Source organism: Vibrio hepatarius (genome assembly GCF_001274785.1).
GTDB lineage: Bacteria > Pseudomonadota > Gammaproteobacteria > Enterobacterales > Vibrionaceae > Vibrio > Vibrio hepatarius.
Genome location: NZ_LHPI01000009.1, coordinates 1 through 13,369, shown reverse-complemented (window position 1 = coordinate 13,369; position 13,369 = coordinate 1). Strand labels below are relative to the sequence as shown.

General features: G+C 44.8%; 10 protein-coding genes. 4 read left to right on the top strand and 6 right to left on the bottom strand.

Features of this window, described 5'->3' with window-relative positions; all coding sequences use genetic code 11:
* Positions 1 to 359: 359 nt before the first annotated feature.
* The 3 genes from malE to malG all read left to right on the top strand — a co-directional run bounded on the left by malE (position 360) and on the right by malG (position 4,092).
* On the top strand, positions 360 to 1,541 hold the full coding sequence (gene malE, locus AKJ31_RS10810) for a maltose/maltodextrin ABC transporter substrate-binding protein MalE (protein ID WP_053409110.1): 1,182 nt from the start codon (positions 360 to 362) through the stop codon (positions 1,539 to 1,541).
* 74 nt (positions 1,542 to 1,615) lie between these two features.
* Complete coding sequence (gene malF, locus AKJ31_RS10805) at positions 1,616 to 3,190, top strand: maltose ABC transporter permease MalF (protein WP_053409109.1); 1,575 nt, start codon at positions 1,616 to 1,618, stop codon at positions 3,188 to 3,190.
* An 11-nt stretch (positions 3,191 to 3,201) separates the two neighbouring features.
* The gene (gene malG, locus AKJ31_RS10800) at positions 3,202 to 4,092 is read left to right on the top strand and encodes a maltose ABC transporter permease MalG (protein WP_053409108.1); all 891 of its coding nucleotides are present in this window, start codon (positions 3,202 to 3,204) and stop codon (positions 4,090 to 4,092) included.
* Between the two features lie 413 nt (positions 4,093 to 4,505).
* Here the strand turns inward: malG and AKJ31_RS10795 are convergent, their stop codons facing one another.
* The 5 genes from AKJ31_RS10795 to AKJ31_RS10775 form a co-directional block, all read right to left on the bottom strand.
* Positions 4,506 to 4,751 carry a hypothetical protein gene (locus AKJ31_RS10795; RefSeq protein WP_053409107.1) on the bottom strand — a complete coding sequence of 82 codons (246 nt, stop codon included), beginning with the start codon at positions 4,749 to 4,751 and terminating at the stop codon, positions 4,506 to 4,508.
* A 116-nt stretch (positions 4,752 to 4,867) separates the two neighbouring features.
* Positions 4,868 to 5,353, bottom strand: a complete 486-nt coding sequence (locus AKJ31_RS10790) for an acyl-CoA thioesterase (RefSeq protein WP_053409106.1) — start codon at positions 5,351 to 5,353, stop codon at positions 4,868 to 4,870.
* A gap of 183 nt (positions 5,354 to 5,536) precedes the next feature.
* Positions 5,537 to 6,703 carry an alpha/beta hydrolase gene (locus AKJ31_RS10785; protein WP_245639047.1) on the bottom strand — a complete coding sequence of 389 codons (1,167 nt, stop codon included), beginning with the start codon at positions 6,701 to 6,703 and terminating at the stop codon, positions 5,537 to 5,539.
* A 19-nt stretch (positions 6,704 to 6,722) separates the two neighbouring features.
* Positions 6,723 to 6,929 carry a hypothetical protein gene (locus tag AKJ31_RS10780; RefSeq protein WP_053409104.1) on the bottom strand — a complete coding sequence of 69 codons (207 nt, stop codon included), beginning with the start codon at positions 6,927 to 6,929 and terminating at the stop codon, positions 6,723 to 6,725.
* Between the two features lie 170 nt (positions 6,930 to 7,099).
* On the bottom strand, positions 7,100 to 8,536 hold the full coding sequence (locus AKJ31_RS10775) for a glyceraldehyde-3-phosphate dehydrogenase (protein WP_053409103.1): 1,437 nt from the start codon (positions 8,534 to 8,536) through the stop codon (positions 7,100 to 7,102).
* A gap of 855 nt (positions 8,537 to 9,391) precedes the next feature.
* On the opposite strand from AKJ31_RS10775, the gene AKJ31_RS10770 reads away from it, so the two are divergent.
* On the top strand, positions 9,392 to 11,935 hold the full coding sequence (locus tag AKJ31_RS10770) for a hybrid sensor histidine kinase/response regulator (RefSeq protein WP_245639046.1): 2,544 nt from the start codon (positions 9,392 to 9,394) through the stop codon (positions 11,933 to 11,935).
* Here the strand turns inward: AKJ31_RS10770 and AKJ31_RS10765 are convergent.
* Complete coding sequence (locus AKJ31_RS10765) at positions 11,918 to 12,370, bottom strand: dCMP deaminase family protein (RefSeq protein ID WP_053409101.1); 453 nt, start codon at positions 12,368 to 12,370, stop codon at positions 11,918 to 11,920. The genes AKJ31_RS10770 and AKJ31_RS10765 overlap by 18 nt on opposite strands.
* Positions 12,371 to 13,369: the final 999 nt, after the last annotated feature.

The following is a 13,369-nucleotide window of genomic DNA, read 5'->3' as shown; positions in this document are numbered from 1 at the left end:
CTTACCATCCACTCTTGGATGGCTGTAGTTTCTCCTTATTGACAGTCTTGTACATCCTCCTGCTTAGGTTTTTTGTAGGGGTAGTCGAGGAGGAGGAGGCAAAGGAGGGGGTAAAAGGCGTAGTTAGATCGAGTTCAAATTAATTTCACGCTCAACGTTGAATTTGATCACATAAAGGGTCGGTTTTGTGATTTCGCTCCGCAAGCTAAAACGATGGTGATCACGAAAATAAGCCATAATACCTAGGGCGTAGGGAGTAGGAGGATGAGCCACCGCTCAGTTTGGCTGAAAATATATGGCGAAATACGGTGAAGCCTCTTGGTTGAGCTCTACAACACAAATATAAAAAGGATATGAACATGAAAAATGCCCTAACTACCGTAGCACTGGGTACTCTGGTTGCTCTTGGTTCATTTGGTGCTAATGCTGCTATTGAAGAAGGTCAACTAACGATCTGGATTAACGGCGATAAAGGCTACAACGGACTTGCTGAAGTAGGTAAACAGTTTGAAGAAGATACTGGTATCAAAGTCACTGTTGCTCACCCAGATGCGCTTCAAGATAAATTCCCTCAAACTGCGGCAACAGGCGATGGTCCTGATATCGTATTTTGGGCACACGACCGTTTCGGTGGTTACGCTGAAGCTGGTCTTCTCGCTGAAATCACGCCATCAAAAGAAGTCAAAGAAGGTATCGTAGACTTCGCGTGGGATGCGGTGAAATACAACGGCAAAATCATTGGTTACCCAGTGGCTGTTGAGTCTCTATCTCTTATCTACAACAAAGACCTAGTGCCAAACCCACCTAAAGATTGGGAAGAGGTAGCAAAACTGGATGCAGAGCTTAAGAAAAACGGCAAATCTGCAATCATGTGGAACCTAAAAGAACCGTACTTCACTTGGCCACTAATGGCTGCTGATGGCGGTTACGCATTCAAATTTGGCACTGAAGGCTACGACATCAAAGACGCAGGTATCGCCAAAGATGGCGTGAAAGATGCGATGACGTTTGTGAAAGGCTTAGTGGATAAAGGCGTCATTTCAGCGGATATGGATTACTCAGTGTCTGAATCTGCGTTTAACCAAGGTGAAGTCGCGATGACCATCAACGGTCCTTGGTCTTGGGGCAACATCGAGAAGTCTGGTATCAACTACGGTGTAACTACGCTGCCTAAGTTTAACGGCCAATCATCGAAACCATTCGTTGGCGTACTGACAGCTGGTATCAGCACGGCTTCTCCAAACAAAGATCTGGCGGTGGAATTCCTAGAGAACTACCTACTGACTAACGAAGGTCTGGCAAAAGTGAACGCAGATAAGCCACTGGGCGCTGTAGCACTAAATTCTTTCCAACGTGAGCTAGATTCAGATCAACGTATCGCGGCGACGATGGACAACGCGATGAATGGTGAGGTCATGCCAAACATCCCACAGATGAATGCATTCTGGGGCAGTGCGAAAAACGCGATCATTAACATCGTAGATGGTCGTCAAACTGTTGATGCAGCGCTTGCTGACGCAGAAAAACAAATGACTAAATAGCCAATATCTACCTTTTGCGGAGGGGGCAACCCCTCCTGCTTTTCTAAGTTTTATTATCGCTAGCAGGTTCTATTATGCAGTCAGTTCAAGGTACAGATGCAATGGCATCTCCAAAAGCGAGCTTGCCATCAAGTAAAAATGTACTCATTAAGTGGGCATTGCTCGGCAGTATCGGCATCCTCAATGGCTACGCTACTATTCTTATGTATTCACGCGGTGAGATGGCGTTTGCCCTCCTGACCGTCATTCTTACTGCTTTGGCACTTTTTGTCTTCGGTAGTAAAAAGACCTACGCACATCGCTATATTTATCCAGGTATCGCGGGGATGATTCTCTTCATCCTATTCCCGTTGGCGTACACTATTGGTCTTGCATTCACAAACTACAGTGCTAAAAACCAGCTTTCCTTCGACCGTGCTCAAAGTGTTCTGCTTGACCGTACTTTCCAAAGTGGTCAAAGCTACCCATTTTCTCTTTACAGCACCGAACAAGGTCATCGCATTGCAATCACCAATGGTGACCAGCTGTTGGCCACAGAGTCTTTTGACCTCGCGGCGTTAACGCCATCAGATATGGACTTGACGCCAGTTGACGCGATTGATGGTCAAAAAGAGAAGATTAAGACTATTATCCAAAACCGTCCGGTATTGTCTGAACTGGACCTCCACCTGCCAAACGGTGAAGACATTCGTATGAGTGGTCTGCGCAAGTTTGCCGCTGTGGTTGCTTTATATACGCTGCAAGATGATGGCGAATCCCTTTATAACAATCGTACCCAAGAGCTGCTGCGTCCAAATATGGAAGTCGGTTTCTATCAACCCGTGGATGAAAGCGGTAAATTCGTTGGTAATACTGTCTCTCCGGGTTTTATCGTTAACATTGGTAGCGACAACTTTGAGCGTGTCTGGCAAGACGACGGAATCAAAGAGCCGTTTATTAGCATCTTTATCTGGACCGTTGTCTTCTCTGCCGTGAGTGTTGCGCTGACGGTGTTTATCGGACTCATTCTCGCGAGTGTAGTGCAGTGGGAAGCGCTGAAAGGTCGCGCTATCTATCGCGTGCTGCTGATTCTGCCTTACGCTGTACCCGCATTTATCTCGATTTTGATTTTCAAAGGTTTATTCAACCAAAGCTTTGGTGAAGTAAACATGGTGTTGCAAGGTTTGTTTGGTATCAGCCCGTCTTGGTTTTCCGATCCAATTTTGGCTAAGACCATGATCCTTATCGTCAACACTTGGCTTGGTTTCCCTTACATGATGATTCTGTGTATGGGGCTACTGAAAGCAATTCCAGAGGATCTTTACGAGGCCTCGGCGATTGATGGTTCTAACTTCGTATCGAACTTTACCAAGATCACACTACCGTTGATGATCAAACCACTGACACCACTTTTGATTGCGGCGTTCGCGTTCAACTTCAATAACTTTGTTCTTATCCAGCTATTGACGCAAGGTGGTCCAAATATGATTGGTACTTCGGAACCTGCTGGTTACACGGACTTGCTGGTTAACTACACATACCGTATTGCCTTTGAAGGGGCTGGTGGTCAGGACTTTGGTCTGGCTAGTGCAATCGCAACACTAATCTTCTTACTTGTAGGGGCACTCGCACTGCTTAACCTACGAGTAACGAAAGTCGCTCAGGATTAAGGAGACGCATAATGGCAATGGTACAAGGTAAGTCTTTAAAATACCGAGTGTGGGCAACGCACATCGCATTGTGGGCATTTCTTTCTCTGATTATTTTCCCACTGTTGATGATTGTCGCTATTTCGTTCCGTGAGGGTAACTTTGCGACCGGTAGCATCATTCCAAATAACCCGTCACTAGAGCACTGGAAGTTGGCGCTTGGTTTCTCAGTCACCAATGCCGATGGTACGGTGACACCACCACCGTTCCCTGTTTTGACATGGTTGTGGAACTCGGTGAAAGTTGCTGGTATCTCATCTATCTTGATTGTGTGTCTGTCAACAACTTCGGCGTATGCGTTTGCCCGCATGAAGTTCAAAGGCAAGAACACCATTTTGAAAGCGATGATGATTTTCCAAATGTTCCCAGCAGTACTGGCGTTGGTAGCACTTTACGCTTTGTTTGATAAGTTAGGTCAGTACATTCCTTTCTTGGGCTTGAACACTCATGGCGGTTTGATCTTTTCTTATCTCGGCGGTATTGCACTGCACGTGTGGACGATTAAAGGGTACTTCGAAACCATCGATGGATCGCTTGAAGAAGCGGCAGCGCTGGATGGTGCAACGCCATGGCAAGCTTTTAGATTGGTACTATTGCCATTATCAGTGCCTATCTTAGCTGTGGTATTTATCCTGTCGTTTATCATGGTGGTGGGTGAAGTTCCAGTAGCATCATTACTGCTTTCTGATGTAAACTCTTACACACTAGCAGTTGGTATGCAGCAGTATCTATACCCACAAAATTATCTGTGGGGTGATTTTGCCGCAGCAGCAGTATTGTCTGCACTACCAATTACCATCGTATTCTTACTTGCACAGCGTTGGTTGGTCGGAGGATTGACCGCCGGCGGGGTGAAAGGCTAATAAGAACGATAAGGGCGACCGCTAGGGTCGCCCATTTTGTATCTCCGCTTAACAATTTTGGTTTGGCCGCCGATCAGTTAAGAAGAGTGCATAACTGGCGTTACGCATAGCTGGCTGTTAGCTAGATTCCTTACTAAATTACTACTAACAGTTTTTGTAACCAAAACCCGAGCATTGCTCGGGTTTTTTGTTTTCTGCTGCAGGGGATTATATCGGTGTTTTACATCCGAATGATTTCAACAAGTAGGGCATGCGATCGACAACGCATAGGAAAATGTAATAACAGTATTGCATTCAGCAATTTGTTGACTGAATTATGATTATTTTCTGATAGGCGAGAGAGTGGCGATATAACTGTAATTAAATCGATAACTTACAGTTAAGTTTTCAGTGCATAAAATAGATTGGGTGAATCAAAATTCGCGATTAGAAGGAGCACAACCTGCGTATTGGAGTAGTACAAAAATACTCTCTTGTGATAATGCGACTTTACGGAATAGATTGGCAAAGATGTCATCACCACCAAAGCACTTTCTTATATATTGGTTAATGTCGTCGTCGCAATAACCTTCTACATACATCGTTCTGACCCATTGATATTCGACCGCTTTCGGGTTCGACAATGTTTCTTCACTCAATGTAATGCCTGTTACGTTCACTGATATTCCTTCATACAATTCTGGATGCTTGCGGATTAAAGCAAATCAAGATGAAGGAATGATGACAATACAGAGATGAAAAAAGAGACTTGGCGTCTCTTTTTTCGGCTAGGAGGCTATTTTAGGTATTTGACGTGCGCTTCCATTTCGTCACCGATCTGTTTACGCATGTTCATTAAGCGTACCGCGGAGTCACGCAGCTCGATATCTTCTGGTGTCTGTGGGACCCACTCTGGCACTGACGTTGGCTTACCATTTTCATCAACGGCAACCATGATGACGATACAATGGGTGGTAAGTCGGTTCTTGAGTTCTTTTGGATCGCTGGCTTGTACATCGATAGCGATGTGCATGGACGTTTTACCCGTGTAAATCACTTTAGCGCTGACTTCAACGAGGTTACCGACGTGAATCGGTTGAACGAATCGGATACCGCCCGCGTAAGCGGTAATGCAATATTTTCCGCTCCATCCTGCCGCGTTAGCGTAGGCGGCTAAGTCGATCCATTTCATTACGGCGCCACCGTGGACTTTACCGCCGAAATTTACATCTCCGGGTTCAGCTAGAAACCGTAGTGTTGTGCTGCGTTGACCAGTGCTCATCTGTCAATCCTGTATTGTTATAGGTTTATTTGTTAATAACAAACCCGTTATCATTCTGCAACATCTATTAGACTTTAGGCTTAGATTTCGCTTGGTAATATCTGATGGTGAGGCTTTCCACGTTCGACAAAGCGTAAATAAAAAGCCTGCATTAACGCAGGCTATTAGAATAAGAGACAAGCTCTATAGAGATGAGGACATGACTTTGTCCATTATCGCCATACTTTGCTTAAAGTAAGGATTGTAGGTTAAGCGAGCGTGCAGTTTGCCTTCTTCACGGTACCCCCACGCGGAATACCACAGTGGTGAGGAGCCCTGTAGGCATAACGGCTCCGCTTGCTCGCCTTGACCATTGCTACAAATGACGTTGCTCCCGTTCACTCCGTAATAAGAATTGTTGGGAGAAAAGAGTAGTCCCATGTGCGAGCCATTGGAGATGCGGAGATCGTCGCGCTTCATCGAGAATCGACTGGAACGCGGTTCGAGCAAATCAACTTCGCCCTGCCAGACAATATGATTGTTTGGGTTTGGCATTTGCTTGCTGAACACATCAATTGCGTACTGAGTGCTGATGACTTTATCTCCTTCACTCATCAGCATAAATACGGGCTTATTGTAGCTAACGCCATCAAGTTGGTCCCGGACAATGGCTGAGGTTTCGTAATAAACCGCTGCCGCGCTCATTGGTAAGGAGTTGTAGCGTAGTGGATTATTTTCTGGGTCTTGGTCAGCCCAGGTAAAGAAGTAACTGGCAATACCCGCAAATTTTACCGCCCCTGAGTTTGGTAATAGGGCTGGTGAGAACAGCAGTAACCCGTTAATCGAATCATCGTTAAGTGCTTCTGAAGTGACGAGGTTTGCGCCGGTCGAATAGCCGCCAACCCAAATTGAATCAGTGTCTTGCTGGAGCAGTTTAATGTGGTGTTTGACCACGCCCTGCCAATCTTCAAGTGTCGGAAGTTGTAAATCTCCTACCTTGCTCGCATGGCCGGGAAGAAGAATCGTGCGTACCAAATAGCCTTGATCAGCAAGGTGAGTAGCAATGTCGACAAAGGAATAAGGAGAGTCCCCTAAACCATGGACGAGCAACACACCTTGACCGTTAGGTTTAGTAGGGACGTATTCTCTTGGTAGCACCAACGACAGCTCTGATTGCTGGTCATCGGTAATAAACAGGCGATTTTGCTCAAGCCACTCTCGCGTGTCTTCGATGTATTGAGCAAAACTGGTTTGCGTGTAACTGGGTAGTGTTTCTGCTTTGTTATATTCAGGGGCTTCGATATCTGCCGAGCAGCCGCTAAATAATAGCAAACTGGCCGTGACGGCCAGTAGAGACGATATTGTTTTCACGATGAGCTAAGCGAATCCTTTACTTTGACACTTCTTCGTATTCTCCTTCAAAAACATTACTTTGAGAACGTTGTTTGAAAGCTGAGCTGTTCACTTTAATCGCATTCTGTATTCGTTTACCAGTGACAAGTGCAAGGATCGTCAACGGGATCGCTAAAACGAGACTGAATAGTAGTGTGAAGAAGCCAATAAATAGTAGCGCGATGCTGGATAGGATTCTGTTCATATTCGTTACCTCTTAATCGTGCTTTCAGCTTAACGATGGGTAAATGAACAAAAGATGAATGGAATAAAAAAAGCCACTTTCAGCCAGTAAAAGCGGCAAATAATTGGGGGATTATTATAGGTGTTGTGGAGGTTTGCTCCCAGCGCAAACTGGGAGCTTTATTCGGTTGGTTACTTAGTTGGGTAAGTTTTGTAACGTACGCCCATCATTTGTTCCATACAGTGAACAACTTGACAGCTGTAACCAAACTCGTTGTCGTACCAGATGTACAGCACGCAACGGTTGTCTTGTGCGATAGTTGCCGCGCCATCAACAACACCAGCGAAACGAGAACCAACTAGGTCAGTCGATACAATTTCAGTTGATTCAGTGTAGTCGATTTGTGCAGAAAGCTCTGAAGCAATCGCCATTTCACGTAGGTATGCGTTCAGCTCGTCTTTGTTTGTGCCTTTCTCAAGGTTCAAGTTAGCGATCGCCATTGAGACGTTTGGCGTTGGTACGCGAATTGCGTTGCCCGTTAGTTTGCCCGCTAGCTCAGGTAGTGCTTTCGCGACGGCTTTCGCTGCGCCAGTTTCTGTCAATACCATGTTCAGTGAAGCACTGCGTCCGCGGCGTTCACCAGAGTGGAAGTTATCGATCAGGTTTTGGTCGTTGGTGAACGAGTGAACTGTTTCGATATGACCAGAGATAACACCAAACTTGTCGTTCATTGCTTTCAGAATTGGTGTGATAGCGTTCGTCGTGCAGCTTGCCGCGGAGATAATAGTATCTTCAGGCTTGATGACGCTTTCGTTAACGCCGAATACGACGTTTTTGATGTCGCCTTTACCAGGAGCTGTCAGTAGTACTTTCTCAGCACCTTTACACGCTAGGTGTTGGCTTAGGCCATCTGCATCACGCCATACGCCAGTGTTATCAACGATCAGTGCGTTGTTGATACCGAAGCTAGTGTAATCCACTTCTTCTGGTTTGTTCGCGTAGATGAACTGGATGTAGTTACCGTTAGCGATGATTGCTTTACGCTCTTCGTCTACGATGATGCTGCCGTTGAACTGACCGTGAACAGAGTCACGACGTAGTAGGCTTGCGCGTTTTTCTAGGTCACCCTTTTTGCCGCCGCGTACAACAACAGCACGAAGACGTAGTGGGTAGCCTGGGCCGTTTTTCTCAACAAGAAGACGAGTCAACAAACGACCGATACGACCGAAACCGTACAGAACAACATCACGTGGTTCAGAAACCGTTTGACCGTTCATTGCACCTAGTAAAGAAGTGTGCAAGAAGTCTTTAACGCCGTGCTCGTCGTCGCGACCTTGCCAAAACTCGTGTGCAAGTTGACCAACGTCGATACGACATGGTGAAAGTTCCATTTCAGACAGGGCTTTAATCAGAGGTAAAGTTTGCTCTGGAGAGAGAGGAGTGCCTGTGTAGCGACGCGCTAGACGATGAGTTTTGATGATGTCGATCGTTGCCGCGTTCACTAGTGTTTTACCGAAAAGTAAAACTTCTACGCCTTTTTGACGGTAAAGTTGACCAAGTAGAGGGGAGATAGTTTCCGCAATCGTTTGGCTCTTTTGCCAGTCTAGAAGATGTTTCTCTGGACTCATTTTCGTTTGGACCTTTCGCTATGGGGGACAGACTCTAAATCGCTTTGTAGGGGAAGCCAGATAGAGATTAAAACTGTGTATTATTTTTGTAATTTTTATGCGGCAGGATTGTAAGGCCTAACACCTTATTCTGCTAGTAAAAATAATATCAGGGTAATTTACTGTAATAACCCAATTAAACAGCAAATTTGGCCATATCTTCTTAGGTGTTTATCCTATTGACTTTACAAATCTACGCTGGTTATTTCGCGAGAAAAAATACTCAGACATCATGAGTTAATGAAACATATGATCTATACGCTAATTAAATTGTGATCTAAGTTCTCTTATACACTTAAAGCGTAAACAAGAAGTGGTGTTATCCTGCCTAGAATCAATGAAACTTAAGTTTATGTAATTTTAGTTTGCATATGTGACAGTCTCTTTCTTAATTTTTGGCGCACTTGAACGATTTTTGACACGAGTTATCGATTATTAACAATCAAAGTGCGACAAAAATCCGCATTTTAAACATCCCGAGTATTGAGTTTCTTCTTATTAACCACACTAAAGTTAATGTTAATTTGCTGTTATTGAACCTAAGTTTCAAACCCTAGGGTAATTGATCGTCACATATTTTATGTTTTTGCTGGTGCAAATATTGTCAATAGTTGTAAAGGGCGACTAATGTCTATGTATGAGTAAACGTGCCATTAATACTGTGTCCCGAAAGTTCATCTAGACTTAGCGGCTGGTAACAAATTTGATTCAAAGGAATGAACTCAAATGCTTTTGACGAGAATGTCTATAAAAAGTCGACTACTAATACTGTGTTTGCTGCCAACTATAGTCATTGTCTTGTTGAGTACAAATCTCGTGAAGCAAACCCAAACTCGTCTTGATAACTACCAGTTAGTCAGTGAGAAAAATCACTCGATCCGATTATTAACTCAGTTTTCTCAGCATCTTTATACCGCGTTGGGTGAACGCTTGCTGGGTGAGCCATCTAGTCCATCATTGCAGATTGCGCAGTCGAAGCTTGATGAGTTGAGCCAAATTCCTTTTAGTAGCGTTGATAAAGCTCATCAGTTCTCACCAACGATTACTGGTTATATTTACGATCTCAAGCAAATGCTCGTGAAACTAGAAGGCAGCTCGCAAGAGGAAAGTATCGCGATGGGACGACCGCTTTATCGCTTGTTGTATGATTTGTATGCCAGCATCTTGTCGACCGAAAGCCATGATTCCAGCGTTCGAGTTCACCGACTGGACATCATTATCAGTGATCTCAGTTGGCTCTATTTCTGGATGGAAAAAGAAGCATGGATCGCCAAGGAGATCCATACCACTGATTGGGCTTATCAAGGTTACGCGCCTGCTTATTTTCGCGTCAGTGAACGGCAACAGTTTTTCATCGACAAGTTTCTGAACAATGTCGGTTTGCACGAACAGAGCGCTGCGTTGCTTAAGATTTTTACGAGCAGTGATTTCAGGCAAGGTGTTGCGGTGAAAGAGCAGATTCTTCACAACTTGCCGACCGCGGAAGAGATCCAAGAATCAGTAGGCATTATTGAGAGCCGCAACTTATTAGTAGAGAAACAACTGCTGTCGCTTTCTAATCAGCTCCAAAACGAATTGGACATTGCGATCAAACAAGATCAGCAGCAGTTATGGTTGGTTGTTGGCGCGGCCATCGCTTTGCTAGTGCTTATGTTTGCTTGGGGAGCAAGCACGCTCTACAGAATCAACTCAAAACTCTCAAAGATTCTTTCGGTTATGGGGAACATGCGCGATCAAGGTTCGGCTGAATTGATCCCTATCGATGGCCGAGATGAGTTTGCGAAGTTTGCCAATGAGCTTAACTACACCATTGCCAAGCAAAGGGCATATGAGCACGAGTTGGTCGAGGCGAAAGAAAATGCGGAAGCCGCTAACCAAGCAAAAAGCGTGTTTCTTGCCAATATGTCTCATGAGATTCGAACGCCACTCAACGGAATCATCGGCATGAGTGAGATCTTGTCAGACAGTCGACTCAACACCAGCCAGAAAGAAATCTTAAAAGATATTGATGCTTCGTCTCAGGCGCTCTTAGTGCTGATTAATGACATTCTAGACCTATCTAAAATTGAGTCGGGTAACTTGGCGTTATCTCCCCACACTTCTAACTTGCGCGAACTGATTTACGATGCGCTAAATATGGTTAATGGCCACGCTTTGAAGTTAGAAGTTGAATTGAATGTCGAGTTTTCGCCACACTTACCTGATTGTGTTGAGATTGATGAGTTTCGCTTCAAACAGATTTTAATGAACTTGCTCAGTAATGCGATTAAGTTCAGTCCGAATGGTCAAGTACGTGTTGTATTGAGAAACGAGCCAAGTGACATGTTGTCTGTTGAGGTACACGACAACGGTGTTGGTATCGCCAATGAAAAGCTCAAAGAAATCTTTGCTCCATTTACTCAAGAAGATGGCACCATTACGCGTCGCTTTGGTGGTACAGGCTTAGGTTTAACAATTTGTAGCCAATTACTGGAGTTGATGAAAGGGCGCATATCGGTGGAATCAACCGTAGGCGAAGGAAGCCGTTTTACCGTGACCATCCCAATCACGTTACCAGAAGTTATGCCACAGCCACGTAAGTACCCACTTAAGGCGTTACTCGTGACGAATTCTGCGCCACACGCTCCATTAGTATTGCAGGAAAGCCAGCGCTTGGGCTTGGACGTCATCGCGAGTGAAGATAGCGATGGAATTTTGAGCTTGCAAGATGACGTCGATTTGGTGATGTACTGTCTATATAAAGAGAAACAGTCACGGCGCAACCTAGCCAATATTAGAGCGCACTTCCCAACCGCGGATATCGTTGGTATGCAACATCACCTTTATATGGAAGGCGATCTGGATGCTTTGCTTACTTCTCAGGTTACTTTGCCACTACTGGGTAAAAGGTTTGAGTTTGTCTTACGCAACGCCCAACAGGGAGCCACCATCCGTCATACAAAGGAAGGTGGGGCAACTGCGAGCTCACCTGCACATAGCTCAAAAACAGTGCTGATCGTGGAAGATAACTTAATGAATCAGAAGATTGCGAGTTTCTTTCTGAGTAAAGTCGGGATTGAATTTAGCATCGCAAGTAACGGACTAGAGGCGGTCGAACTGATTAAGTCTGGTGAGAAATACAGCGCAATTCTGATGGACTGTATGATGCCGATCATGGATGGTTTGACGGCAGCCAAAGAGATCAGAGCGTGGGAAAAAGAAAATAATCTTCCGGGAGTCCCTATCATTGCTTTAACTGCAAGTGTGCTACCGGAAGAAATTCAAAGCTGCTTTGACGTTGGTATGGACGCTTACCTGCCTAAACCATATAAGTCGCAGCAGCTTTTTGACACCTTTGAAAGGTTACAGGTCGCTTTCTAGCTCTTCGAGAGGCAACCAGTTCACTTTGACGCCAGCTTGCAGGAACATTTCCTGGCTGACTTTGATCTTATCTTCCCAGCGTGAAAGGAAGTCATCGGTTTGCTCAGGGCAATGTACAGCAGCAATACCTGTTTGAATGATTTTTGCCGCGCAGTTTGGGCAAGGGAAATGAGTTACCCAAATTTCACATCCGTCTAAATCACGCTTAGCAAATAGAATCGCGTTCTCTTCTGCGTGTAGGGTTTTTAGGTACTTCATCTCTCTATCGTCAGTCATCGCACTATCGGAAATGCCGTGTGGATAGCCATTAAAACCAACCGATACAATACGGTTTTGTTTGGTGATAACTGCGCCGACTTGTGTTGATGGATCTTTACTCCAAGAGCCAACAAGTTCAGCCATTTGGTAAAAGCGTTGTGCCCACTTAGAAATCATTCAGTCTTTCCTCTAGGAAATTGGTTTCGTGCCTCTCGCTATGTCAGGCAGGAATACGGGTTAAGTGTGATAGAGATCGTGTAATAATATCCTAACTTAACCCCTGTTCGTCTAGTAAAAACCAATCTATCTCGAATGAATACAGTGTGATTCATAGTTGTCGCGTGATTGATGTCACATAAAGTCACAAGTGGTCATTTGAAGATTTAGGCATATTTGCTCGCTCTCTTGTGCGAGATCTCTCACAAACGCGTAAGCATAGGTAGAATTAAAGCCTGCGACAATAGGCAGTGATTGAGTTTAACTTATTGAAAATAATTAATTTGTATCGTTTCTGTACAGTGATAGGTAGGGTGATTAGCCAAAAGTCTCGTTGTGAAAAATCGTCAATATCCTATTCTGGATTTGTCAGCAGGAAGCAGACACGGAACAGGAAAGACCCAAGGATTGGTCATCTTCAGGACGAAGATTCGATTATTCAGGATGAATAATTGGCATGGAAAGCAAAGGACATTGGCTGGACGCTAGTAACTAGGATGGTTACACAGGGAAAATCAATGGACGCTTAACGGACTAAGGCAATATCCGTCAGGATGATGGAAGCAAGGACACCGCTTAAGGATAAAGCGATGAGAGTTAGCGAGGATAGCTAACGGGCTGGATTGCCAAGGACACCGCTAGGAAGGCGATGATAAGGAAAGAGCTGAAGGATTCAGCGTACTATCAAGGAATAGATGCAGGGAGCACCTATTAGTAGCCGGATTGCTGCGAGTAAAGATTAAACCCCACTAGGCGAAAGCTTAGTGGGGTTTTCTTTTGTCGGTAGGTTAGCGCCATAATGACGTTTTTTCATTTGCTCTTAAAGCAAATGCGCACACGGTACTCTTCAACTTACCCATTGCTTCCAACTACTTAAGTCAAGCGTAAGCAAAAATGAGATCTTGCTTCGGGCGGATTCTTGCTCATGCGGGCAACTTCTTGCTCGATTTAAGCAACTTA